Origin of the sequence: Polyangium mundeleinium, assembly GCF_028369105.1 — a bacterium.
Taxonomy (GTDB): Bacteria; Myxococcota_A; Polyangia; order Polyangiales; family Polyangiaceae; genus Polyangium; species Polyangium mundeleinium.
The window spans coordinates 4,519,640-4,544,823 of sequence record NZ_JAQNDO010000001.1; the positions used below are offsets into that span (position 1 = coordinate 4,519,640).

A 25,184-nucleotide genomic window follows, 5' to 3' on the forward strand; every position below is an offset into this window, starting at 1 on the left:
GGTGCTCGCGCGCCCCTGCTCGACGGCGCAGCCCTCGGGGTGTGCTCGACGCTCGGCGCGGTTGTGCTCTGCTCGATGGCGAACATTCTTCCGTGCTTGGCTACACTCGCCCGCTGTGCCACGCCACGCACAATGGGCAATGCTCGGCAATGTCGTGCTTTCATGCAGAGGACGTGGTTTAGTGATGAGCAACGAGAGATCGCGGATTACGATATTCTGGTCCTGGCAGTTCGACGCCGAGCCGGCAGTAAACAAACATTTCATAGGTGACTGTCTCGAAAAAGCAGCAAAAATTGTCAGCAAGGAGAGTGCGATAATTATATCCGTGGACAGAGACACAAGCGGAGTCGGGGGGACGCCTGCGATCGCAGACACCATACTCGCAAAGATTCGCAGCTCCGATGTGTTCGTATGGGATGCCACATTCATGACACTGAAGCCCAAGCCTTCGCCCAACCCCAACGTCCTTTTCGAACTGGGCTATGCCTTCGCGATACTCGGCGAGGGTCGACTTATCGGCGTAATGAATACGGCGGGAATTCCAGAGAAGACGCCGCTCCCATTCGACCTAAATCATCGACGGTGGCCAATTCGATATGAGCTATGGCCATCGACGCCCAAGATCGCGGGCCGTCGTATCAGCAAGTGGAACCCGCCAAAGCAAGACAAAAAGGCGGTACAGAAAAAACTCGTGGCGGGCCTTGTAACGGCGCTTAAACAGGCGCTCAAGGAGCCAAAGGGTTTTGCCCTGCGTGCGGATGTCGACTTGGAAGCAGCAAAAGCTCTTTGGAAGAACATTGACTCTGCATATCTGCGCGACTGGCACGAGAGACAAGCTGCTGATCCAAAATGGGAAACACGCGAGAATATCGAGAAGTTCTCGACCTATGTGCGCATTTCCGAGCGGCCAGAAAATCGCTTCCAAAACGAGGAGCTTGCCCATCTGCATGAAGAATTTGTTGCGTCGCTAAATGCATATTTGGCGACATCGGCAAATGAAATGGTTAGTCACGCGACAAGGCAGGGCACATACCTCCTCATCACGAAAACGCGCCATGATTTGGACCACCACGCTTATAGTGCCAGTTATGGGCGTCAACTTGACATCATGCTCGTTGCGGTTAAGCGCGTTTGGTCGGCGTGGAATTCGTATGTCGCTCGGCTCAGATGTTCGTATCCGGAGGTTACGTCGAGTGACCATCAGCCGACATAAAGACGAAGCCACGGCGCAGCCCTCGGGGCGCTCTCGACGCTCGGCGCGGTCGTGCTCGACGGGGCGCAGCCCTCGGGGCTGCTTAGGCTAAGTGGCCCGCCGAGTGTGCTAAGTGGGCCGGTTGTGTCACGACACACCGAGCAGATCAGCACACTGACATACGGTGCGACGCTCGGCGCGATCGTGCTCGACGGCGCAGCCCTCGGACGGCTCGTAAGGCAAGGCGCGGCTCGCATGCGAGCCGATCGCGTAGCCCTCGGGGCGTGCGCGACGGCGCAGCCCTCGCGCGCCGCTCGGCGCACGCAAGCCCCCGCGGGCGCTTCTGGCTTGTAGCCGTGGGGCTTGCGCCACAAGCCACTTGTGAGCGCAAGTTCACAAGCCCCTCGTGAGCCACGCGGAACGCTTCCCCTTGACGGGCGCTCCCTCGCGCCGCTCGGCGCAGCCCTCGGGGCGCTCGGCGCGGTCGTGCTCGACGGCGCAGCCATGGCCCGTCGACCGCCACGCAAACACCGTGTTTTGTAGGGGAACAATTCGTTCGTTGCTCGGCGGAGCTTGTTTTCACGGGGTTTGCGGACGTTCGTTTGTCCGCGATTCGTTTTGGTCTGAACCAAACGAATCCCCCCGAAATCCTTTCAACAAGTCTTATTTCGGGCACTTAGGCCACCAATTGGGCACATGAAAACCCGAACTAATCACAAGCCCCTTGATGGCGCAGCCCTCGGGACGATCGGCGTGGTCGTGCTCGACGGCGAAGCCCTCGCGGCGCTTGTCAAGGGGTACGTGCGAGGGGGCGCATGTTCCTTGTCACGTTGTCTCGGGGGGGCTTGTCTCGCGAGACACACGGCCCCGAGACATGCGTGACAACACAACGGCGCAGCCCGCGGGGCGCTCTCGACGCTCGGCGCGTCGTGCTCGACGGCGCAGCCCTCGCCGCGATCTCGACGCTCGGCGCAGCCCTCGCCGCGATCTCGACGCTCGGCGCGGCCCTCGCGGCGCTCGGTGCGTCGTGCTCGACGTCGCGGTCCTCGCGGCGCTCGGTGCGTCGTGCTCGACGTCGCAGCCCTCGCGGCGATCTCGACGCTCGGCGCAGCCCTCGCGGCGCTCGGCGCGTCGTGCTCGACGGCGCGGCCCCCGGGCGCTCTCGACGCTCGGCGCAATTGCGAGGCGCACGGCGCAGCCCTCGGGGCGCTCTCGACGCTCGGCGCGGTCGTGCTCGACGGCGCGCCCCTCGCGGCGATCGGCGTGGCGCTGGGAAGCTCGGCGCGGTCGTGCTCGACGGCGCAGCCCTCGCGGCGCTCGGCGCGGTCATGCTCGACGGCGCGGCCCTCGCGGCGCCCGCCCTGGGGCGGCCCTCGGGCCCGCGCGTGTATCTCTGCCAGAGATACGCGGCCCTCGATCCACGCAACCTCACGAGATCCATACAGAAGGTCCGGATCGGCGCGATGTTTTCCGGTGCGGAAAACGGGGGGACGGCGCAGCCCTCGGGGCGCGCTTGACGGTCGGCGCACGTGCTCGGCGCGGCGCAGCCCTCGGGGCGTGCTCGATGCTCGGCGCACGCGTTCCGCCTCCCATTGCCGAACGAATCGCGCGCTTGCAGCTCCGCGCGCGATCGACGGCGCAGCTCTCGCGGCGATCTCGATGCTCGGCGCGGCCCTCGCGACGATCGGCGCGTCGTGCTCGACGGCGCGGAAAACGGGGGACGGCGCAACGGTCGGCGTGAGTTATTACAGCCCCCCGGAGCGACTTATTACAAGTAAGAACCCGTGCGCATCACGCGGCGCGGCGCAGTCCTCGGGCCGCTCGGCGCGACGCTTCGGCGCGCGGCGCAGCCCTTGGGGCGCTTGGCGTGGCGCGTGCTCGACGGCGCAGCCCTCGGGCCGCTCGGCGCGACGCTTCGGCGCGCGGCGCAGCCCTCGGGGCGCTCGGCGTGGCACGTGCTCGACGGCGCAGCCCTCGGGCCGCTTGGCGTTCGGCGCAGCCCTCGCGACGGTTCGTGTCATGGCACGAAATCGAACCTGGCACGAACTCCCGCCGCTCGGCGTTCGGCGCAGTCCTCGGGCCGCTCGGCGCGCGCTCGGCGTGGCGCGTGCTCGACGGCGCAGCGCTCGCGGCGCTCTCGACGCTCGGCGCAGCCCTCGGGGGCGCTCGGCGCGGTCGTGCTCGACGGCGCAGCCCTCGCGGCGCACTCAGCGCTCGGCGTGGTCGCTCGACGGCGACAGACCCGCGGATCGTACGGTGCAAAGGTTCGTCCGATCTTACCGCACCCCTTCCCGGCGTTCGACCGATCCTGTAGGATGCTCCCTCGTGTCTCGCCCCTTCGCCCTGGCCGTTCTCCTCCTACTTTCGCTTTCGGCGCCCATTAAGGCGGCTGAACCCGAAAAAACCGCGCAGTCGAAACCCGACGAACCTAAACCCACGCGCGCCAGCCGGTATCGTAAGTTAAGCCCCGAGGAGGAGGAGCGGTTCAAGGCGCGCGTTGCGGCGGGAGATCGGGCCCTCGAAGCGCGGCGGTTAAATGAGGCTGCCGACAGATATACGGAAGCCCTAACGATTAAGCACGATCCTCGCCTGTCCGGACGCCTTGGGCTCGTGCTTTCAATGTTTCTGCCAGACCCGCAAACCGATCTCACAATGGCATTTGCGTTGCAAGTTGCGGTATCCGAGGCGGCCGGGATATCGTCGGCGGAGCGTAGGCAATTCTTTGAGGCCTACGAACGCGTGCGCAAGCGTGTCTGTCGGGTCGATGTCATGGTCAACGATGTTGACGCCATGGTATCGATCGGGGTCGACAGACGCGTCCGAAGCGAAGGCGCGTTTTGGACGTTCCTATCGCCTGGAAAGACAGACATCTCCGCGACATTGACGGGCCGTAAAGACCTCAAACAGACCGCCGAGTGTGTCGACGGAAAGTCGATTTTCCTGCAATTCGAGTTTCCCGAGCCTGACGAGGGTCAGCCTCAAATCATAACCATCGAGAAGGAACCGAAGGAACGACGTGTAATTGTGCGCGAAGTTGTCCGGGCGCCGAATGCCGCGCGAGAGCCCTTGCCCCTGGAGGCAGAGGCGCCGCCTCGCTTCAATGTTGGCATCGGCCCTGTAATGGTGTTCGGCGCGGCCCCCTCTGCGTCCCTTGGCTTCTCCCTTGTGGGCCAGTATCGGCGCCAGAGCTTTTCAGTCATGGCCGTTGCAAAAGGCGCATGGTCGCTTGGTGATGTTGTCAACCGGCCGATCGACATATTCTCGGCTTCTGCCGTTGCTGGACCGTGCGCGCACTGGCAATGGTTCCAGGGGTGCGCCCTTGCAGGGGCAACAATCTTCGATCATCGGCTCGGGCCAACCTCTGTATATGGATTGTATACAGACACCCATGTTGTTCCGACGTTGGGACTTGGTGTCGGCGCGACGTACGGCATTACAAGCACCGTGTCCGCGCGCATCTTCGCGGATGCCGCCGCGCTGACCCGAGACGTGGTGGTTGATATCGCTGCTCCGGGTGGCACAACTCCAATTTGGCAAACCAATCGTTTTCTGTTTTCCGTGTCGGCATCGTTAATGTTCGGTCGGTAGGAAGGACGCTCGTCATGTTCGCGGTTCAACTCAGGACAAAGCTCTTCGTTTCAATCGCGCTCGGCGCATCCGGCCTCGGCTCGGCGCTTGTCGTGAATGGCTGCACGGCAGAGCCTTTACATTCGACGCTTTATTGCCTCCCGGACGCGAGTCCGGATGCGGACATCCACGGGGATTGCTTCCCCGATGGCGGCGGTTCGATCGAGCCTCTATCCTGCAAAGCAGCCGGGGGCGAATGTGTCCCCATGGGGACATCCGACTTTCGCGAAAAGGCGGTCCTGGTATGGATGGGGGCCGAGGAGGAGGCGCCCGATTGCCCGGAGCGAGCCGAAGGCGATTTCTACACCGGCTATGCCGATCTGTCGGTACACGTTCAATGCTCGCCTTGCGCGTGCGGGCCTGCAACATGCAGCCTGCCGAATGCCATTACCGTGGATTCCGCTAGCTTCTGCCAGGGCGGCAACGTGACGAGCTACCAGGCTCCCATGCCGTGGGATGGAAGTTGCGTTTCCCCCGCTGTAATTCCTTCTGGCACCTTCGCGTCCATTATGCTCGCAGCGCCTACCGTCTCGCCGTGCGAGCCCATTGGCGACCCGATCCCGGAGTCTCCTTCCTTCGCGCCGCAGCCTGTCTCGTTTGCAAACGGAATCCACTGGGGTACGTTCGCGAAAGCGTGTCAAGGGACGGTCGATGGTAAATGCGAGAATTCCAACGACACTTGCTTGCCGAGCGCCGAGCCCCCGCCCCCGGGGTTTCGTCAGTGCGTGCAATATACGTTGCCTGTCGATGAGGAGCACTTGCCGAAGTGCCCCGAAGTATTCCCGCATCAATTCGTGTTCTATGGCGGAACCGAAGGGAAAGTGGAATGCTCGGCTTGCGAGTGCGGCGAACCGATTGGCGGACAATGCGCGGCGGCAGTTTCGGCTTACCAGAATCCGGTATGCGGCAGCCTTCCGAACCCGCTTTTCAAAGACGTGCCAGCGGCCCAGGGGCTCTGCATCGACTTCGCGGGCATGCCGCTCGCGCTTGGTGGGATGGAGGCGAAATGGATCAACAATGAGCCTGGGACATGCGAGCCAAGCGGCGGGCAGCCTGTCGGCGAAGTGAGGGGCGCAGACCCGCGCGTCTTTTGCTGTCAGGCACCATCCCCGCCAATGGACCAATGAGAGCGCGTGACGGACGACTAGGAAGGACGAATGCAATGGTGTTTGCAGTTCATGTTCCGCGGTTTCTCGTGAATGTGTTCAGCGGAGCGGTGCTAGCCGTTTTAGCGGCGGCCTGTGGTCCCTCTCCACCAACCATTGACGACGACGCCTGTCATATGCGGATGGTGGCCTGTCAAAATCGGTGCGCGAAATCCGGCTTTAGCATAGCGTGCGATCTCTGTTGCCGCAACCAGGCGCGCAAATGCGATTCGGACGGCGGCGACTATAGCTTCTCAAGCTGCGAGGAGTAGTCAGGACTCGTGGAGCACGCGCCAGTCGAGCAATCCAATGGGCCAAGCGAGCCAAGGGTGACGAGGAAGGAAAATCGATGAAACGACACCTTTTGCTTGCAGTTGGTGCAATCGCGCTTTTCGGACTCCTGGTTCTTACTGCGGCTACAATGCAGCCTATAGGTCATCGAACGCGACAACGGACCGACGCCGCAGAGCCGACATGTGCAGACTATCAGGAGATTTGTTACAGTGGCTGCAATACGCGTGGGTTGGGCGCGGATTGCAGCGCATGCTGCGACAGGGTAAAAGCCGAATGTGACGCAGGAGGTGACTATATGAAGCAGGCCAAGAAATGCGGTGTCGCCTCGCCATCAGCGACCAAGCAATAGCGCGCCCCGAGGGCTGCGCCGTGCGCCTCGCAATCGCCCCGACCGTCGAGAGCGCCCCGAGGGCTGCGCCCGTCGAGCACGACCGCGCCGAGCGCCCCGAGGGCTGCGCCGTGCGCCTCGCAATCGCCCCGACCGTCGAGAGCGCCCCGAGGGCTGCGCCCGTCGAGCACGACCGCGCCGAGCGCCCCGAGGGCTGCGCCGCGCCGAGCACGACCGTGCCGAGCGTCGAGAGCGCCCCGAGGGCTGCGCCCTGCGCCTCGCAATCGCCCCGAGCATCGAGAGCGCCCCGAGGGCTGCGCCGTCGAGCACGACCGCGCCGAGCGCCCCGAGGGCTGCGCCGCGCCGAGCACGACCGCGCCGAGCGTCGAGAGCGCCCCGAGGGCTGCGCCCGTCGAGCACGACCGCGCCGAGCGCGCGCCGAGCGTCGAGAGCCCCGAGGGCTGCGCGCCTCGCAATCGCCCCGAGCATCGAGAGCGCCCCGAGGGCTGCGCCCGTCGAGCACGACCGCGCCAAGCGTCGAGAGCGCCCCGAGGGTTGCGCCCGTCGAGCACGACCGCGCCGAGAGCGCGCCGAGCGTCGAGAGCCCCGAGGGCTGCGCCGTGCGCCTCGCAATCGCCACGAGCGTCGAGAGCGCCCCGAGGGCTGCGCCGTGCGCCCCGCAAGGCTTCCGCCCGTGTTCGGAGGAACCATGCAAATCCTGTTGAAGATCGCGCCGTTACTCCTCGCCCTAGCCTCAGAAACGGTACACAAACAGATTTCGCTTGCCGCTTCCGCCTCCGCGCCCGCGTCCGCACCCGCTTCCGCCTCCGCTTCCGCGCCGCCTCCTGATTCCCGCCGCGCCTACATCGTCGCGGCGATGGGCGATTCCCTCACGGATGCCCGCTCCCACGGCGGCAAGTTCCTCGACTACCTCCACGCGCATTGCCCCGAGAGTCGATTCGACAATTACGGCATCGGCGGACAGATGGTGAACCAGATGCACCGCCGCTTCGCGCGCGACGTGCTCGGCGAGCCTCCGCCTTCGGACAAACCGGCGTACACCCATGTCATCGTCTTCGGCGGCGTGAACGACCTTTACAGCGACGAGACGGCCTTCCGCACGCCCAAGCTCATCCAGAACGACCTCGCGGGGATGTATGCCCTCGCGAAGGGGCGCAAGATGCAGGTCGTCGCCTTGACCGTCGCGCCCTGGGGCGGTTTTTCCAAGTACTGGAACGACAAGCGCGCGGCGGCCACGACGCAGGTGAACGAATGGATCCGGGCGCGCAAGCCCGCGGGCGAGGTCGATCACGTGGTCGACGCCTTCGCGCTGCTCTCGTGCGGCGACCCGAACCGGCTTTGCCCCGCGTATGCAGCGCCCTTCAAGGACGGGCTGCATTTCGGGCCGAAGGGACACGAAAAGCTCGGCGAGGTGCTCCTGCGCGAGGTGTTCACGGATTGCCGGTAGTGCCCGCAAAGCGATCGGTCGCTTCGAGATGAAGACGACTCATCTCCGCGTCGCCGGTATGCCCACCGGGCACGAAGTGGAGCTCTGCGCCCGGCCATGCTTTGGCGAGCTGAAAGGCAACGTCCGCCGGCCCGGCAAGGTCGAGCCGGCCGTGGAGGAGGACGCCCGGAATCCCTGCCAGCCGCGATGCATTTCGGAGGAGCTCGTCCTCCTCGAGCCACGCGGCGTGCGAAAAGTAGTGCGTCACCAGGCGGGCGAACGCGAACATGTACCGTTCGTCGGCCCAGCGTGGATGGGGCGACACGTACCCTGCTTCGAGCGACAGCAACGCATCCTCCCAGGCGACCCAGTCGCGGGCTGCCTGGAGCCGGACGCCCGGGTCCGGGTGCTCGTTCAGGAGCCGGTCGTAGGCCGCGACCAGGTCGCCATCGCGGTCGGCCGCCGGAACGCCGGCCCGGAAGCGGGCCCATTCCTCCGGGAAATACCGCCCGACATCGCGGCCGAACCACCGAACGTCGGCCCGGCGGGTCAGCGTGATCGAGAGGAGAATCATCTCGGAGACCCGCTCGGGATAACGCTCGGCATAGGCGAGCCCGAGCGTGACGCCCCACGATGCACCCCAGACGAGCCAGCGCTCGATCCCGAGGTGCTCGCGGAGCCGCTCGATGTCCGCGATCAGGTGGTGGGTCGTGTTCGTCGACAGATCGGTCGAGACGTCGCCGGCGTGGGGCGTGCTCCGGCCGCAGCCACGCTGGTCGAACTGGACGAGCCGGTAGCGGTCGGGATCGAACCAGCGACGCCGGCCCGGACTGCTGCCTCCACCCGGTCCGCCGTGGAGGGCGACCGCGGCCTTCCCGTTCGGGTTGCCAGAGACTTCCCAATGGATCGACTGGCCATCGCCGACGTCGAGCATGCCGGCTTCGTAGGGCTCGTGAGGCGGGTACGGTTCGCGCATGTTGCGCCTCCCTGGGGATTCGGATCGTGGTTCGTGTGGCCTTAGATTCTTGCACGCCGAAGGAGGCGCATGCAGGCGGGGGACGTCATCGACGATCGGTTCGTCATCGAGCGGCTCGCAGGCTCGGGGGGAATGGGCTCGGTGTTCCGGGCGCACGATCGCCTCTCCAGCGGGCCGGTGGCCGTCAAGGTGCTCCATGACCGCGAGCCCCGCGACATCGCGCGCTTCGATAGGGAGGCGCGTGTGCTTGCCGGGCTCGATCATCCGGGGATCGTCCGGTATGTCGCGCACGGCGTCACCGGCGCGGGCGAGCCCTTCCTCGCCATGGAATGGCTCGCGGGGGAGGATCTCGGCGCGCGGCTCGCGCGCGGGAGGCTGACGGTCGAGGAGAGTGTCGCCGTCGTCCGCGCGGCGGCCTCGGCCCTCGCGACGGCGCATGCGCGCGGCGTGGTGCACCGCGATATCAAGCCGAGCAACGTCTTTCTCGTGGATGGCGCGCTCGGTCGGGTGAAATTGCTCGATTTTGGCCTCGCGCGGATGCCGCTTTCGCCACGGCTCACGCGGACGGGCGTGGTGCTGGGGACGCCGAGCTACATGGCGCCCGAGCAGGCGCGCGGCTCGGCGACGCTCGACGCGCGTGTCGATGTGTTCGCGCTCGGCGCCGTGCTGTTCGAATGCTTGACCGGGCAGCCCGCATTTCAGGGCGAGCACGTCATGGCCATCCTGGCGAAGGTCTTGCTCGAAGATCCTCCGCCGCTGCGAAAAATCCGGCCCGAGGTGTCGGTGCGGCTCGAAGCGCTGGTCGCGTGTATGCTCGCGAAGGATCCGGCCGATCGGCTCGTCGATGCGGGGGAGGTCGCGGAGGCGCTCGCCTGTCTCGACGCGCGTGATGCTTGGTCGTGGCTTTCCGAGATGCCCCCCGCGGAAGCGCTGACGAGGAGCGAGCAACGCTTGCTGAGCGTCGTCGCCGTGGGCGCGCCGGACGAAGACGTCGACGCCGAGCACGCGAGCGCGAGCCGAGAGGCGCTGGAATCGGCCGCGGAGACGTTCGGCGCGGGTGTCGAATGGCTGGCGGATGGCTCGATGCTGGCGGTCTTCCTGAATGTGGCGAGTGCCTCGGATGCTGCGGCGCGCGCCGCGCGGTGCGCCCTCCGGCTGCGCGTGCGCGTCCCGGACGCGCCCATCGCGATCGCCACCGGCCTCGGCGAGGTCGCGGAGGCTTTGCCGGTCGGGCAGGTCCTCGATCGGGCCGCCGCGCTTCTGCGCACGGCGGGGCGCTGGGTGCTCGTCGACGAGGTGACCGCGGGGCTCTTCGACGCGCGCCTCGTGGTGGTGCGTGGGCCGGGCGGAATCGAGCTTCACCGCGAGGAGGAGATCAGCGCGGCGGCGCGCACCCTGCTCGGCAAACCAAGCCCCTTCGTGGGGCGCGGACGGGAGCTGCGCAGTCTGCTCGACCTGCTCGACGAATGCGTCGGCGAGGGCGTCGCGCGTGCGGTGCTCGTGACCGGGCCGCCTGGAATTGGAAAGTCCCGTCTTCGCCAGGAATTCGTCCACGCGGTCGGACAGCGTCATCCAGGGGTCGACGTGTGGGTCGGGCGCGCCGACGCAATGAGCAAAGGATCCGCGTTTTCCCTCGTTGGCTCGGCGCTGCGTCATGCGTTCGCGGTGGCGGGCCACGAGTCCATCGACGAGCGTAGGCGCAAGCTCACCGAGCGGGTCGCGCGCCACGTGGCCGAGCCCGAGGTCCGCCACGTGGCTGCGTTTCTCGGCGAGATGATGGGCACACCCTTCCCCGACACCGAGAGCGCCAAGCTCCGCGCGGCTCGCCTCGATGCGCGGCTCATGGCCGATCAGATTCAATCTTCCTTTCGGCAGTTCATGACGGCCGAGTGCCGTGCGCACCCGGTGCTCTTCGTCCTCGAGGATTTGCACTGGGGCGATCTTCCCTCCGTGAACCTCGTCGACGCGGCGCTGCGGGACCTCGCAGGCAAGCCGCTCGTCGTGGCTGCCTTTGGTCGGCCCGAGGTGCACGACGTGTTTCCCAAGTTATGGTCCGAGCGGGGGCTGTCCGAGATTCGCCTGGGCGAGCTGACCCCACGTGCCGCGGAGGAGCTCGCTCGAAGTGCGTTCGGGGACGCGGCCGCTCCTCGGACGATTGCGCAGGTCATCAAGCGCGCCGCGGGGCATCCGTTTTTCCTGGAAGAGCTCATCCGGGCGGTGGCCGAGGGGCGCGGAGATCAATTGCCAGAGACGGTGCTGGCGATGGTCGAGGCGCGCCTTGCGGCCCTGCCCGCAGGCGCGCGTCGCGTGCTGCGCGCGGCCAGCGTGTTCGGGGATGTGTTCTGGTGCGGCGGCGTGGAGCACCTGCTCGGCGGGGGGGACGAGGCGCTCGGCGTGCACGAGTGGCTCGACATGCTGGCCACGCGTGAGGTCGTGCAGCGCAGCGAGACGAGCCGGTTTCCAGGAGAGGAGCAGGATACGTTCCGGCATTCGCTCTTGCGGGAGGGCGCGTATGCGATGCTGACGGAGCCCGACCGCACGCTCGGGCATCGGCTCGCGGGGGAGTGGCTCGTGCAATGGGGCGAGACGGATGCCCTGCGCCTGGCCGAGCATTTCGAGCGGGGAAAGAGCCTGGAGCGCGCGGCGGAGTGGTATCTCGCGGCGTCGAGGCAGATGCTCGACGCCAATGACCTGCGCGGAGCGATCGCCTGCGCCACGCGTGGCCTCGCCTGCGGCGCATCGGGGCGGCTGCGCTCGGAGCTCTTGATCGTCCGAGGCGAAGCCCGCGGGTGGATCGGAGATTGGCCGCTCGTCCTGCCGGACATGGACGAGGCGCTACGTGGGCTGACGAAAGGCGAACCGCTCTGGTACACTGCAATGGCGTCCAGGATCATGAACACCGTGCTGCTCGATCGCGCCGGCGCGTTCCCCGATGGCATTCTGACCCAGTTCGATGCCGAGCCGAGCCCGGAGAGCGAGCGACATTTCGTACAGGCTCTCGGGATTCTTCACGACGCCCTGCTCCAACTCGGCAGGCGTGACCTCGCCGAGCGTTGCATGGCGCGGATGGTGCAGACGGGCAGCCGGATCGCGGGGGACGATCCCTTGATCCGAGGCAAGCTGCAGGAGATGCGGAGCGTGAAGTTCCACGACGAGGGCGATCTGGGCGCGAGCCTCGCGGCCGCCAAGGCCTCCCGCGCGAGTTATGAGGAAGCCGGCGATCGGCGGCATGCGGAGCGGGCCCGTATGTACGTCAATGCGCTCTACATGTACCTCGGGGCGTACACGCGCGCGGAGGCGGACCTGCGCGCCATGCTTCAAGGCGACGAAGAGCCATGCATCCATGCAATCTGGGGAAGAGGCTTGCTCGCCTATACGCTCGCGGAGCGCGGGGCTCTGGAGGAGGCGCGCCGGCTGGCCGAGATCGTCCGGGACTCCGCGGTTACGCACGGCAGTCCCGTGTACGAATGTGTCGTCCGGGAGACGCTTGCTGCCATTCTGCTGCACACCGGTGACCTCGACGCGGCGGAGCGCGAGGCCCGTGCGGCCATCGAGAGTCTCTCACGCTCGGGTACTCCACCGTGGCGGTCGGCAGCGATGGCGACGCTCGCGGCCGTCCTCCTGAAGCAGCGGCGCGCAGACGAGGCACTGCACCTCATCGAGGACGCGGCCGCCCAGCGCGACGCAAGCGGCGGGGGCGGGCCTTATAAAATGTACCTGCGCCTCATCCACGCCGAGGCGCTGCACGCGACAGGCAACCACGCCCGCGCGCGGGCCCTGCTGCTCGAGACCCGCGACGTTTTGCTCTCGCGCGCGGCGAAGATCCAGGACCCGGAGCTGCGCCGGAGCTTTCTCGAAAACGTCACCGAGAACGCGCGCATCCTCGCCCTCGCTGCCGCCTGGGAGCAAGACGCCGCTTGACGCGTTCGCGGAAGACATCCGGCGAGCCGTATCCCCAAAACTCCCCTCCACGACCCCCGCGAAGCCTTCCCGCACCCAACATCCTGCCCCCCCGGCCCCCGCGCCGCCTCCATCTCTGGAACGGAACGCCCGATCGACGCCCGCGGAGCCGCCGTTCCGCCGACGGAAGCCCCGATCGACGCCCGCGGAGCCGCCGTTCCGCCGACGGAACGCCCGAACGACCGCCGCGAAGCCTCCGCTCCTTTTACGGAACGCCTCCGCGAGCGCCGGGATCGTGTCTTCCATCCCCCGCCACACCTTCGCGAGACGTGGGGCTGGACACGCGCGCTCCCAGGCTCGTACGTTCCCTCGCTCGACGCCCGGCTCGGGGAAGCGCGGGCGCGTGCCGTGAGGGAGGTCGTTCGTGGCCAAGAAGTCGAAGCAGGTCGACAACCGCATTCAATCGAGCGGGCACGTCATCCACGCCGCGAAGACGCACGCCGAGCAGGTCGCCGAGAAGCTCGCGGCGCGCGCGATCTCCGTGCAAGGGGCGAATACGAAAGCGACGAAGGAGGTCTTTCAGGTCGTCCTCGTGTTCTTGACGGAGACCCTCGGCGCCTCGGCCCGGTCCCTCGACGAGGCGGAGCTTCGTGTCCTCGCGGAGCGCGCCGATGATGTCGGCGTGCGCGAGGGGCGCGACGCGGCCGCCGCGGACCTCCTTCGCGCCGCCGTGCGCTTCAAATCGATGGTCTCGGACGCGCTCGGCCCCGGGGGGCTCCACACCTATGGGCTCGCCGGAGAAACGCCGCGCACGCCCCGCGATCTCGTGAGCCACGCGCGGAGCGTGTCGGTCCTGATGACGCAAAAGCCCTTCCTGGTCACCGTCGAGGGCGTCACCTTCGACAGCGCCGCCATGGCCGCGACGCTGGACGACAAAGCCAACACCCTCGATCAAGCCCTCGCGACCATGCAGCGCGAGGAGCAGGAGCTCGCCGATCAGCTCGGCCATCGTGATAGCCAGGTGCTCGCGTGGATCGAGGACCACCAGGGCATCACCGATACCCTCGTCGGCCTTTTCCGCCTGGCCGGTCGCAAAGATCTTTCCGCGCGGGTGCGCCCGACGAGCCGCGCGCTCGCCGGCGAGGAGATCACGCCGCCCGTCGAGACGACGGATGGCACGAAATGACAAAACTCAGGAGGCGATCCGCCGTCTTCGGCAGGGCCGCGGGGCGGTCGATACGAGTGGGACGAGTGACAGCGGGGGCAGCGGGGGCAGCGGGGGCAGTGGCGGCAGTGGCGGCAGCGGCGGCGAAGAACCTGGTGCCGGCGGGGGTGGAGCGACGGGGCCCACCTGCACCAAGCTTGCGGATCTCGGCAACGCGAATATCGACATCCCCGCGATCACGCTGAACGGCGCGATCACGGTGAACGGCAGCGTGCCGGCGGCGGGGAACAAGACCAGCGCCGTGCGGCTCCGGAACCTGGAGACCGGCGATAGCGTGATGCTGGGGAGGCCTGGCGACGCAAGTTATGCGGCCAAGCTGATCGTGGCTGGGACCTACGACGTCTCTTATCACTGGGACGCCACGGATTCGCAGGAGCTGCCGCGCAATGAATCGGCCCGCCGGGGCTGCGTGGTGATCGCGCCCTGCTTGCACGGGCTTCCTGCCTGGTTGACAGGATGGCTTGCGGTCTTGCCTCGGCCTGTGCGATGAACTGCGCATCGCGCGGTTCATCGTCCTGGGTCCAGCCCCTGGCTGGTCCGGGTCCAGGGGCGGACAGCCCCTGGTGGGGCCTGGGGCAACGCCCCAGCTCCGCGCCTTCAACATGAGAAACATGGGGTTCGTCGAGGAGCTGAAACACGGACGGCGCGGCGTTCGATTCGCCGTGCCGCAGGGGTTCGAGGTCTCGGAGGAGACCGACCGCTCCGCCATGCTCGTCGACAAGGCCCGCGGCTTCTCCCTCTCGCTCGGGGCTTTCGCGCACCGGCTCGATCTCCTGCCCGCGCACGATGCGCTCCTCCGCCGTGACGTCGAGCGGCACGCGCGGGACCTCTTCGAGACGTGCTTCCGATCCACGCCGCCTGCGGATGCGAAGGCGCGACCTCGCACGGATGACAAGGCCTGGTCGCCGGTCGTCGAGGTCGTTCCGGTCGTGATCGGCGCCGCGCGCGCGCTTCGCGTGGTGCATCGCCTCTGGTACGAGCCGGGCCGCGAGACGTTGATGGGGCACCTCCTCGTGCCGCTCGCGCGGGGCCTCTTCGAATGCCGCGTCCTTCCGCCGACGTCGCGGCTGACCGGCGTGCGCGAGGCGGCCGTGGCTGATCGCGCGGCCGCCGCCCTGGCCGGCGCCGATCCCGCGGCCTTCTTGCGGGCCATCGATCAACGCGCCTCCGACGATCCCGCGCTCGACGCCTCGTTCCCGCGGCATCCGCTCAGCGTGGCGCGAATGGGACTTCAGGTCCTGCTCGAAGAAGCCGCGATCGAAATCCTCGATCCCGTCGTGGAGACGCGCCCCGGTGAGGTCGAGATCACGGCTGCTGGGTTTGCCGTCACGCCGCCGCCTCGGTATCGGCTCGTCGAGAAGGATCCGCCTTCGCCGAAGCTCGCGTCGTGGAGCCGCGTTTCTTTCTCGGGGACCGATGGAATCCAGCTCCTCACGGTCTCGCGGACGGGGACGCGGCTCCCCGCGCGGAATGGTCGAAAGCTCGCGCGGATCGCGGAGGAGCTCACGCGCGCGTCCGTACCCGCGGGCGCCGAGGCGGTACGCGTGAGCGCGGTCGCGCTCCCGGACGAACGCGGGCGCTCGCATGCGGAGACGTATCACGCGTATGCGCTCGGCGCGTCGCGGCAGCAATCGCTCTTTCGCTGGTTCACCGAGCCCGACGGCGAGGTCGTGATGATCGCGCTCGGCGCGGCGATGTGCGTGCCCTTGGACGAGCTCGCGGAGGACGCGGAGGCCGTGGTGCGATCGTTCCGGCGGCTCGGGGGGAAGAAATGGTGGCAGATTTTTTGAGCTGCCGGTGCAGACGGCCCGGGGATTCTTTGCTGCAAACCCGCGCCCCATGGCCTAGGATTCGCCCTCCTCGCTCTGGAGCGTTCCGCCATGACGTACGATCTCAAGACTGCCAATGCCCCCCGCATGACCGGCCTCGCGCTCGAGGCCGCAGCGCTCGCCCTTGAAAATCCGGCCACGGGGCAGCTCCTCGGGCAGAAGCTCCTGAAGGACCTCGGCATCCTGGATCTCCGGTACTCGCTCCTCCCCGAGGCGCCCTCCGTCGCGCCGAGCCTGCCGCGCCCCGCGAGCTTCACGGCCTCGGCCGCGCCGCCCGTCGACCTCGAAGGGCTCGCGCGTTCCGCCCGAAAACCCCCGGGGTTCGCCTTCGAGTCGGCCGTGGACTTCGTCGCCGCGTACCGCGAGGGGCGCTCCGATCCGGTGGCGGTCGCCGAGCGGTTCCTCGCGGCGGCGCAGCGCCTCGATACCGGCGAGCGCGCGCTCCGGGTGTTCATCGAGCGAAACACCGATCGGCTGCTCGCCGCGGCGCGCGAGAGCCGCGAGCGATATCGCAAAGGCGCGCCCCTCGGCCCGCTCGACGGCGTGCCGGTGTCCGTCAAGGACGAGCTCGACGCGGAAGGGTATTCCACGACCGTCGGCACGCGGTTCTTGAAGCTCCGGCCCTCCGAGGACGCGACCACGGTCCGCCGCCTGCGCGAGGCCGGCGCGTTGATCCTCGGCAAGGTCAACATGCACGAGATCGGGATCGATACCTCGGGCTTCAACGCCCACCACGGGACGCCGACGAACCCGTATGCGCCGGGGCATTACACGGGCGGCTCGTCGAGCGGATCGGCCGCCAGCGTCGCGGCCGGGTTTTGCCCGATCTCGATCGGCGCCGACGGCGGCGGCTCGATCCGCATTCCGGCCGCGCTTTGCGGCATCGTCGGGCTCAAGGCCACGTGGAGCCGCATCAGCGAGCACGGGGCATTTCCCCTTTGCGCCAGCGTCGGCCACGTCGGCCCGCTCGGCGCCACGGTGCGGGACGTCGCCCTCGCGTATGCCCTCATGGCCGGCCCCGACGCGAAAGATCCGAATTCGCTCCATCAGCCGCCCCATCACCTCGACGGCCTCGGCCAGGGCGACCTCGAAGGCGTGCGCATCGGCGTCTATCGTCCCTGGTTCGAGCACGCCACGCCCGAGATCGTCCGCGCCGCGGAGGGCGCGATCGAGCTCTACCGCTCCCGCGGCGCGCAGATCGTCGAGGTCGAGATCCCCGAGCTCGAGCGCGCGCGTGTCGCGCAGGGCGTCACCATTCTTTGCGAAATGGCCTCGGGCATGGCGCGGCTCGACGCCGAGCACCGCAAATCGTTCAGCCTCGGCGTGCGGATCAACCTGGCGATGGGGCGGGCGATCGCGGGCATCGATTACGTGCAGGCGCAGAAGGTGCGGACGCGTTTTTCCGAGCACCTCGCCCGGGTGTTCCAGGCGGTCGACGTGATCGTGACGCCGACGACCGCGCTCACGGCGCCGCGTATCGCGGACGACGTCTTTCCGCGCGGCGAGAGCAACCTGGAGGTCACGAGTGGGCTCATGCGGTTCGTGTATCCGGCGAACCTCACGGGCAATCCCGCGCTCAGCGTGCCCGGCGGGTATGGCGCGAGCGGGCATCCGATCGGCATTCAGCTCCTCGGGCGTCCCTGGGAAGAGCACCTTCTTTTGCGTTTGGGCGAGGTGCTGGAGCAAAACGTGCCGCGGAAGGCGCCGTCGATTCACGTGCGCCTGCTCGAAGGGGCCTGACGCTCGTTGACAACGAGCCCGCGCTCCGGACACGATGCCCCGCGCATGGAGCCAGCCCCGCTCCCGCGCTCGCGCCCTCGCCTCGGGCCGCTCCTCTTTCTCGCCCGAAAGAGCCTGCTCGGGAGCCGCTTCACGTTCGCCCTGCTCGTCCTCTCGGTCGCCGCGGGCGCGGGGTTTCAGATTCCCAATACAGCAAACCTCGCCGGATTCTCGGAAGCCCTGCTCGAAGAGGAGCTGCGCCACGGGGCCGGCGACGTGCGCGTGGAGCCGCGGGAGAAGCGGCATTTCGAGGACGGTGCCGCCGCGGCCGCGCGGGTCTCCGAGGCCGCCGGCGCGCCCGTCCGCGCCGCCGTCCCCGTGCTCGTGCTGCCCGGCGCGGTCGGCAAGGGCGGGCGGTTCCAGAATGCGCTCGTCCACGGCTACGACTTCCCCGGGGATCCCGCGCTCCGGCCCTTTCACCTGACCAGCGGCGAGCTCCCCGCGCCCGGTGATGCGAACGGCGTCCTGCTCGGCACCTCGCTCGCGAACCGGATCGGCGTGAAGGTCGGCGACGCCGTCGACCTGCGGATCATCCTCGGCGGCCCGCCCGGCGGCGCCGGCGAGCCCTTGGGCGCGACCGTGATGACCGTGCGTGGCCTCGTCGCGGGGAGCGCCGGCGCCTACCGCAGCGCCTTCCTCGACCGCGGCTCCCTCGCCGAGAAGACCGGCGCCCCGGCCGCCGCCTCCGCGGTCCACGTTCACCTCGACGACCACTTCGCCGCCTCGGACCTCGCCACGCGCCTCGAAGCCCGTCTCCCCGAGGCCCGCGCCGTCGGTTGGAGGGAGGATGACCCGTACGTCACGAACTACCTCGCCGCCAACCGCACCGTGAACGCCGTCTCCTACGCCATGGTCGTCGCGGCGATCAGCATCCCGGTCTGGGCCCTCTTCCACATCCACGTCCTCGGCCGGCGCCGCGAGATCGGCATCCTCGCCGCGCTCGGCTTCTCCCGCCGCGAGATCTTTGGCCTCTTCCTTCTTCAGGCCCTCGTCGTCGCGCTCGCCGGGCTCAGCGCCGGCGCGGCGCTCGGCTACGGCATGTTGCTCTACTTCCAGGCCCACCCCATCTTCTCGTGGGAGGCGCTCGTCGTTCGCCCCGTCATCACGGCCGCCGTCCTCGCCGGCCCTTGCCTCGCCGTGCTCGCGACCACCCTGCTCGCGGGCAGCGTCCCGGCCTGGCGCGCGGCCCGTACCGACCCGGCGCGGGTCCTGCGCAGGATCGACTGATGCCGGCGGTCCTCCGTTGCGAGAGCCTCGTGCGTCGCCTCAGCGAACATGACGTCGTCCGTGGCGCCTCGCTCGACCTCGACGAGGCCGCGTCCATCGCGCTCGTGGGCCCGAGCGGCTGCGGCAAGACGACGTTGCTCCAGATGATCGGCTTGCTCGATCGACCCACCGCCGGCCGTGTCGTGCTTGCTGGTCACGACGCCTGGTCACTCTCCGATGCAGTGCGCGCCGAGCTGCGGCTCGCGTGGGTCGGGTTCGTGTTTCAACAGAACAACCTCGTCGAGACGCTGAGCGCGCGGGAGAACGTGGCGTTGCCTGCGTGGCGGCTCGGGGCCTCACGCCGCGAGGCCGAGCGCGCGGCGGATGCGCTGCTCGAACGGTTCGGCCTCGCCGCGCGCCGCGACGCGCCTGCCTCCGAGCTCTCCGTGGGCGAGGCGCAACGCGTGGCCATCGCCCGCGCGCTCGTGAACCGCCCGCGCCTCGTGCTCGCGGACGAGCCGACGGGCAGCCTCGATAGCACGTCGGCCGACGTCGTGATGGAGGCGCTCGCCGCGGCCTCGGCCCTCGGCGCGGCGTTGCTCGTGGTCACGCACGATCCGCGGATCGCGGCGCGAGCGGGCCGGACCGTGGAGATGCGCGACGGGCGGCTCTGAGGAGCAGGAACGCGCCGAGGCATACGGCCGTCGTGAGCGTCACGACGCCGAGGTACTTCAAGGGACCCGGCCACGCGAGGCGTGAGGCGGCGATCTGGAGGAAGACGACGATCGGCAGATGCGTGACGTACACGAAGTACGACGCGTCGGCGAGCAAGCGGACGAGCGGGCGTGTGCGGGTGACGAGCCGGCCGCACGTGCCGAGAAAAACCGCGACGGCGAGGCACGAGAACGCCGCGCTCGTGACGAGCGCCCACGCGGGCGCGCGCGCCGGGGCGCCCGCCGCGGTGCTCGCGAGGAGCGGGGGGACGAGCGCGACGAGCAGCACGAGCGCGAGCCCCACGAGCCACGGGAGCATGCGCGCATACGCCGCGAGGTCTTCGGGATCGAGCAGCCACCCCCACGCGAAAAATACCGCGAAGTAAGCTGCGATCACCGGTTCGACGAGGAACGAGAGCGGCGTGTCGAGCTGGAGCTTGCCCGCGACGAGCAGGACGACCGACACGGCGGCGATCGCGAGCGCGGGCAAGGCGAGGGGCGCGCGTGCGGGGCGACGTGGCAGGACGGCGGCGAGCGTCGAGATCAGGAGCAGGTAGTAAAGGAACCAGAGGTGCGCGAGCGTGACGGGGAGCTCGGAGGCATGCAGCGCGGGCACCTGGCTGCCCACCGCCGCGCGCCCTTCGAGCGTTCGTCCGTGGTCCCAGAGCGCGTTCATCGCCGCGGAGACGGGCACGAGCGCGAGGAGCAGCGGGAGGAGCACACGCGTGGCCCGCTCGCGGGCAAACCCCCGGAGGCCCCGGCGCGTGACGATGCCGCGCGAGACCATGCCGGAGAGGAGGAAAAAGACCGGCATCAGGAACGCGCGGCCCACCCACACCACGAAGTCCGCGGCGAGGTGCGTCGACCGATCCTTGATCGCCCAGCCGATCGGCGTCGCCAGGAACGAGAGCAGGCCGTGCAAGAGGACGACGAGCGCCGTGGCGAAGGCGCGCGCGCCGTCGAGCGCGTGGATGCGCGTCCCCTCGCGCTCCATCAGCCGCGTGGCCCCCGGGGGCGCTCGGCGTGCTCGCAGAGGAGACCTCCGAGCAGGTGATACTCGAGGTAAGCCCGCGCGACGTCGATCGCGCCGTCCATCTTCGCGCTCTTGCCGCCGAGCCCGATCTCGCCTTCGCCTTTCTGGAAACGAAACGCGAGTGTCTCGCCCGCGCAAAGCCCGCGCGTCATCACGGGTTCGAGCAGCGGCTCTCGATCGAGCCCGAACAGGAACAGGTCCCGCTGCACGATCGACGAGAGTTTGTCCGAGAGCGCCGTCAGCGAGAGCTCCCACGCGCCCTCGCGCAGCATCGCGGCGACGGAACCTTGGCGGATGAGCGCGGCGTTCGCCCCGTCGAGCGATCGCAGCTCCGCGCGCACGAGCATCCAGGCGAGCCCGAGCGCGCCGAAGCCGAGCGAGAGATCCGCCACGCGATAACCTTTCCGATGCGGATCCTGAAACGAGCCGCGCGTGTTGTCGCGCATGGCCATGAGCGCCTTCACCACGAGGTGCGCGATCGAAGGCGCACGCACGAGCGAGCGCGCGCGTTCTTCCGTGTAGACCGTCTCGGGCCGCGGCCCTCCCTCGACGACGACGTCGAAGGGCTCGAAATCGGCGTCCACGAGCGGCTCCTGCGTGCGCAGATGCCGGTGCAGATCGAGCGAGAGCGCGTCGCCTTTCTTGAAAATTTCGAGGTGGATCGCGATCGGCGTGCGCGCGCCCGTCGTCGTCGTGCCGTCGGCGAGGAACTCGAGATCGGCGATCAGCGTCTTTTCCGGGTAACGGCGCGCGTTTGTCACCGTGATGCGCCGCGCGCGCCGATCGATGGTCACCTCGGTGTCGTCGTTCTCCAGCGCGAGCCGGTTGCTTTCGTTCGCGCCGCGGCTGCCGACGCCCGCGAGCGGGCAAACGATGCGGCCGGGAAAATATCGTACGCCGCGTTTCTGATGGGTCTCGATGTCAGGAAACATCACGATGGTCCGGCTGGAATCATGCCGCGAGCGTGGTCCGAAGCGTGTCGAAAAGCATAACGCACCTTGTCGAAGGCGTGTCAGTGTTAGGTGACCAACGAACAAATCGGTGTCGAGGCGCGCGCGCAGCTTGTGGCTCGGCTTTGATTGCCTGTAACCTTTTCAGGTTCCGTGGCGCCATGTAGCGCCACCACAAACTCGAGAGAGGAGCCGGTCATGGCCTATCGCACGAATACTCCGGAGCTTTACGAAGGTCGGCACTACGGCGAGAGCGAGCAGTGCGTCGCGCTCGTCAAGTACGCCTGCGGCGCGCCGCACACCTCGGCGTGGAAGAAGGGCGCTCTCGTGCTCGGCAACGCGGCGATCCTGCCCGGCACGGCGATCGCGTGCGGCTGGGAGGACAATCGCTACATGAGCCGCGCGCGCGGCAACCACGCTGCGATCTACCTCGGCCAGTTCGGCAACACGATCGAGGTCGTCGATCAGTGGTCGGGCGAGCCGGCGAAGCGCCGCTACAAGACGCACAAGCCCGAGAAGGCGTACTACATCATCGAAGGCTGAGAGGGTGTATTCCCCAGGCTGCTGCGCGGCTCGATGTGTCGGTCGGCCTCGCTCGACGTACAGAGTACGCCTCGCTCGGCCTTCCTAGCCTCGAGCCGCTCGCGACGCCTGAGGAATACCCCCTGTAGACGAAAGCCCGCTCGTGCCTCCCGGCGCGAGCGGGCTTCGTGTTTTTCCGGGGCGGACGATCAAGCCTTCTGCATGATCTCGTTCGCGGCGCGCTTGCCGCTCTCGATCGCGCCCTGCATCCAGCCGGCCCAGATCGAGGTGTGCTCGCCGGCGAAATGGATCCGGCCCTCCGACCGCGGGATCACCGCCATCATCCACCACTGATTCGGCAGGATCTCCGTCCACGCGCCCTGCGCCCACGGATCCTCGGACCAGATCTTCACGTGGAACGAGAGCTTCTCGGCCTCGATGTCCGGGAAGAATTTCGCCATCTCGGTCTGGATGTACGCCTCGCGCTCGGGCGCGGCGAGGGCCGCGAAGTCGTCGGCATTCTCGCTTTGCATGTACGCGAGCAGGATGCCCGTGTCGCCGGGCTGGGTCGCGGTCAGGTCCCAGATGCGCTCGGCCTTCGTGTCCGTCTTCGCGAGCTTGAGCCCGCCGAGCTCGCCGAGCGGATCGTTCTTCCAGAATCGCGTCTTCGTCTGGAACATGGCGCGCGACGACGTCATCATGAAGACCTCGTCCATCGCCTTCTGCTTGTCGTCCGGCAGCGCAGGCGAGAACGCGACGTCGCGCAGCGGCTTGAAGGGGATCGTGCAGACGAGGTAATCGGCCTCGTACGTCTCCGACGTACCCTTTGCATCGACCGTGACCGAGACCTTCGTGTCATCCTGCGTGATCGATTTCACGACGCGCTCGAACAACACCTTGCCGTCGAGCTTCTCCAGGAGCTTCTGCGCGATCTGATCGTTGCCGCCCTGGACGTGGTAGGTGAGGTCCCAGTCCTGGTCCGCGACTTCGAGCGCCATCCACGCGAGGCAGCCGATCTTGTAGACCTCGGTGCCGTTGTCCGACACGTAGAGCGGGAGCCACGCGTCGGTCGCGCCCTTCTCCTTGAGGAAATCGGTCATGACCATTTTGTCGTATTGCTCGAGGATGCCGGCGCGCGGGAAGCTCCCGTCTTTGGGATTGCCAAACGCCTCGAAATTGGCCGCGATGTACGTCGACCACATGCCGAGGCCCTCCAGGGCCTCCTCGGGCGAGAGGCCCGCGAGCGGCCAGGGCGTGCCCTCCGTGTGAACGAAGCGCTGGCCCCCCAGGTAATAGAGCGGCGTCCCGCCCGGGAACTCTTCGAGCTTGAGGCCGAGCTCCTCGACGTAGCCGATCGTGTGATCGTGCACGTCGGGAATACGCGTCGCCCCGAGCTCGGCATACTGGCCGCTCTCGAAGCCGTCGCGCTGGGTCAGGACGCGGCCGCCGGCGCGGGCCTGCGCCTCGAGCACCGTGACGTCCCATCCCTTCTTCTGAAGCTCGTAGGCCGCCGCGAGCCCGGCGAGGCCTCCGCCGAGGACGAGCGCCTTTTTCGTCGATGCAGGCGGATTCGCCGGCGGCCCGTCGTCCGACCCGCAGCCCGGCAGGTACACGGCGACGCCGGCCGCAGACAGGAGCTCGAGGAAGCGACGGCGATCGAACCTGGTCTTGCTTTTCATGAGGACCTCTTTGCGTTGCGCCGCATCCGCGCCGGGCGCCACGCGACTTCCCCCATGCCCCAATCCCGTCCCTGCGGCAATCCGGCTCGCACGGGTTCGGCGTAGCCACGAGCACGCCTATGTGTTCAATTTTACTAGATAATTGTACTGCGCCAAACGCGTGACGCGAGTATGGTTCCCCCTCTCACGTCGTCGCGAAAGGATTGACGCGGGTGTGCGTCTCGGTTTACGCCCCGCGTATGCCGACGTTCATCGAAAGGCCGACCCGCATCGAGGCGGCCGGGAACAAGCCGAAGATCATCGACGAGTACATCGGGCGCATCAACACGCGGACCGAGAGCGTGAGCGTGGCCCACATGCGGAGCCCCGGAGGCTGGGTGGAGCCCGGCCAGCGGCCGGCGTTCGACGAGTACACCGTCGTGCTGCGCGGGACGCTGCACGTCGAATACGAGGGAGGGGCGGTCGACGTGCGCGCCGGGCAGGCGATCATCACGCACAAGGGAGAATGGGTCCGCTACAGCACGCCCGGGGAGGACGGCGCGGAGTACATCGCGGTCTGCCTGTCGGCCTTCTCGCCCGCGACGGTGAACCGCGACGCCTGAGCCTCAGGGTGAGGGCGGCGGGACGAGCACGAGATCCGTCTGGCCGCGCGGGGCAATCTCGTACCTGTCGAGGTATTGCTGGGCAAACCCCGTGATCTCCACGGCAGTGCCCTTCGTGAGCTTCGTCGTGTCGATGAGGGGTTTGTCACCCGCAAAGCACACGTAAACCTCGACCTCGCCGGAGCCGTCGTCCACGTACGCCTTGATCCCATAGGGCTTGTCCTCGACGATGGGGTTCGACACCGTGCCCTTCACGCGGACGAGCAAGCCCTCGGTCGACTCGTTCACCTCGCCTGTCGCGACGTCCTTCGGCGTGACCGCCTCGATTCCCTGCAGGAGCTCGGGCCCGGTCACGTTCGTGACGAGCACGGTCTGCTTGGAGACCTGCGCGATTTTGCCGATGACGCGGATCTTGGCCCCGATGAGGATCTTGAGCTCCTCGTAGAGGCTGACATAGATGCCGCCGGTATCGTCCTGGATCGCGAATCCGAAGTCCCCCGTGGCCGTGACGAAGGTGCCCGCCGGGACGCTGACGAACCCCTCGATCTGCGTGTATTCATTCACGGGCAGGGCGCGGGCTTCAGCGATGGTGACGACCTCCGGAGCGGGGAGGGGGTCCGCCGTCGGGAGCTCGTCGGAGCCGCAGCCGGTAAGGAGCGCAGCGAGGGGAACCACGAGGAGGAGAGCGCGGGGATGCATCCGCAGGATCTACCGCGCCGGGGTCGTGCCGCGCAAGG

General features: G+C 67.8%; 20 protein-coding genes. 14 read left to right on the top strand and 6 right to left on the bottom strand.

Annotation, left to right across the window (positions count from 1 at the left end; all coding sequences use genetic code 11):
• The first annotated feature begins 184 nt into the window (after positions 1 to 184).
• Both POL67_RS18035 and POL67_RS18040 read left to right on the top strand, forming a co-directional pair.
• Positions 185 to 1,213, top strand: a complete 1,029-nt coding sequence (locus tag POL67_RS18035) for a hypothetical protein (protein ID WP_271918618.1) — start codon at positions 185 to 187, stop codon at positions 1,211 to 1,213.
• Between the two features lie 1,268 nt (positions 1,214 to 2,481).
• On the top strand, positions 2,482 to 2,709 hold the full coding sequence (locus POL67_RS18040) for a hypothetical protein (RefSeq protein ID WP_271918620.1): 228 nt from the start codon (positions 2,482 to 2,484) through the stop codon (positions 2,707 to 2,709).
• Positions 2,710 to 2,937: 228 nt separating this feature from the next.
• On the opposite strand, the gene POL67_RS18045 is transcribed toward POL67_RS18040, so the two are convergent.
• The gene (locus tag POL67_RS18045) at positions 2,938 to 3,213 is read right to left on the bottom strand and encodes a hypothetical protein (RefSeq protein ID WP_271918622.1); all 276 of its coding nucleotides are present in this window, start codon (positions 3,211 to 3,213) and stop codon (positions 2,938 to 2,940) included.
• A 304-nt stretch (positions 3,214 to 3,517) separates the two neighbouring features.
• Here POL67_RS18045 and POL67_RS18050 point away from each other — a divergent pair, with 304 nt between their 5' ends.
• From POL67_RS18050 to POL67_RS18060, 3 genes are all read left to right on the top strand, one after another.
• The gene (locus POL67_RS18050) at positions 3,518 to 4,780 is read left to right on the top strand and encodes a hypothetical protein (protein WP_271918624.1); all 1,263 of its coding nucleotides are present in this window, start codon (positions 3,518 to 3,520) and stop codon (positions 4,778 to 4,780) included.
• 14 nt (positions 4,781 to 4,794) lie between these two features.
• Positions 4,795 to 5,946: a hypothetical protein gene (locus POL67_RS18055; protein WP_136967035.1), complete on the top strand. Its 1,152-nt coding sequence runs from the start codon at positions 4,795 to 4,797 to the stop codon at positions 5,944 to 5,946.
• 1,517 nt (positions 5,947 to 7,463) lie between these two features.
• The gene (locus tag POL67_RS18060; RefSeq protein ID WP_271918627.1) at positions 7,464 to 8,054 is read left to right on the top strand and encodes a GDSL-type esterase/lipase family protein; all 591 of its coding nucleotides are present in this window, start codon (positions 7,464 to 7,466) and stop codon (positions 8,052 to 8,054) included.
• On the opposite strand, the gene pip is transcribed toward POL67_RS18060, so the two are convergent.
• Entirely contained in the window at positions 8,038 to 9,009 is a 972-nt protein-coding gene (pip, locus tag POL67_RS18065; protein WP_271918629.1) for a prolyl aminopeptidase, read from the bottom strand. The two genes, POL67_RS18060 and pip, sit on opposite strands and share 17 nt — an antisense overlap.
• Positions 9,010 to 9,078: 69 nt before the next feature.
• Here pip and POL67_RS18070 point away from each other — a divergent pair, with 69 nt between their 5' ends.
• The 7 genes from POL67_RS18070 (at position 9,079) to POL67_RS18100 (ending at position 19,622) form a co-directional block, all read left to right on the top strand.
• Positions 9,079 to 12,930, top strand: coding sequence for a serine/threonine-protein kinase (locus tag POL67_RS18070; RefSeq protein WP_271918631.1), 3,852 nt, complete (start codon positions 9,079 to 9,081; stop codon positions 12,928 to 12,930).
• Positions 12,931 to 13,333: 403 nt separating this feature from the next.
• The gene (locus POL67_RS18075) at positions 13,334 to 14,095 is read left to right on the top strand and encodes a hypothetical protein (protein WP_271918633.1); all 762 of its coding nucleotides are present in this window, start codon (positions 13,334 to 13,336) and stop codon (positions 14,093 to 14,095) included.
• Complete coding sequence (locus POL67_RS18080; protein ID WP_271918635.1) at positions 14,082 to 14,624, top strand: hypothetical protein; 543 nt, start codon at positions 14,082 to 14,084, stop codon at positions 14,622 to 14,624. Before POL67_RS18075 ends, POL67_RS18080 begins: the two co-directional genes overlap by 14 nt.
• Positions 14,625 to 14,745: 121 nt before the next feature.
• Positions 14,746 to 15,924 (top strand): hypothetical protein, encoded by a 1,179-nt coding sequence (locus POL67_RS18085; protein ID WP_271918637.1) that lies wholly within the window; start codon positions 14,746 to 14,748, stop codon positions 15,922 to 15,924.
• 90 nt (positions 15,925 to 16,014) lie between these two features.
• Entirely contained in the window at positions 16,015 to 17,703 is a 1,689-nt protein-coding gene (locus POL67_RS18090) for an amidase (protein ID WP_271918639.1), read from the top strand.
• Between the two features lie 45 nt (positions 17,704 to 17,748).
• Complete coding sequence (locus tag POL67_RS18095; protein WP_271918641.1) at positions 17,749 to 18,969, top strand: ABC transporter permease; 1,221 nt, start codon at positions 17,749 to 17,751, stop codon at positions 18,967 to 18,969.
• A complete protein-coding gene (locus POL67_RS18100) occupies positions 18,969 to 19,622 on the top strand; it encodes an ABC transporter ATP-binding protein (RefSeq protein ID WP_271918643.1) in 654 nt (217 codons plus the stop codon). The genes POL67_RS18095 and POL67_RS18100 overlap by 1 nt, the downstream gene beginning before the upstream one ends.
• On the opposite strand, the gene POL67_RS18105 is transcribed toward POL67_RS18100, so the two are convergent.
• Together POL67_RS18105 and POL67_RS18110 are read right to left on the bottom strand one after the other, a co-directional pair.
• Positions 19,555 to 20,655, bottom strand: coding sequence for an acyltransferase family protein (locus tag POL67_RS18105; protein WP_271918645.1), 1,101 nt, complete (start codon positions 20,653 to 20,655; stop codon positions 19,555 to 19,557). The two genes, POL67_RS18100 and POL67_RS18105, sit on opposite strands and share 68 nt — an antisense overlap.
• On the bottom strand, positions 20,655 to 21,629 hold the full coding sequence (locus POL67_RS18110; protein WP_271918647.1) for a hypothetical protein: 975 nt from the start codon (positions 21,627 to 21,629) through the stop codon (positions 20,655 to 20,657). The genes POL67_RS18105 and POL67_RS18110 overlap by 1 nt, the downstream gene beginning before the upstream one ends.
• A 213-nt stretch (positions 21,630 to 21,842) precedes the next feature.
• Between POL67_RS18110 and POL67_RS18115 the strand changes: the two genes are divergently transcribed.
• Positions 21,843 to 22,187 (top strand): BPSL0067 family protein, encoded by a 345-nt coding sequence (locus POL67_RS18115; protein WP_271918649.1) that lies wholly within the window; start codon positions 21,843 to 21,845, stop codon positions 22,185 to 22,187.
• Between the two features lie 188 nt (positions 22,188 to 22,375).
• Here POL67_RS18115 and POL67_RS18120 read toward each other — a convergent pair whose 3' ends face one another.
• Positions 22,376 to 23,845: a flavin monoamine oxidase family protein gene (locus POL67_RS18120; protein ID WP_271918651.1), complete on the bottom strand. Its 1,470-nt coding sequence runs from the start codon at positions 23,843 to 23,845 to the stop codon at positions 22,376 to 22,378.
• A gap of 239 nt (positions 23,846 to 24,084) precedes the next feature.
• Between POL67_RS18120 and POL67_RS18125 the strand changes: the two genes are divergently transcribed.
• The gene (locus POL67_RS18125) at positions 24,085 to 24,447 is read left to right on the top strand and encodes a cupin domain-containing protein (protein ID WP_271918653.1); all 363 of its coding nucleotides are present in this window, start codon (positions 24,085 to 24,087) and stop codon (positions 24,445 to 24,447) included.
• Between the two features lie 3 nt (positions 24,448 to 24,450).
• Here the strand turns inward: POL67_RS18125 and POL67_RS18130 are convergent, their stop codons facing one another.
• Positions 24,451 to 25,146, bottom strand: a complete 696-nt coding sequence (locus tag POL67_RS18130; RefSeq protein ID WP_271918655.1) for a DNA-binding protein — start codon at positions 25,144 to 25,146, stop codon at positions 24,451 to 24,453.
• Positions 25,147 to 25,184 lie beyond the last annotated feature (38 nt).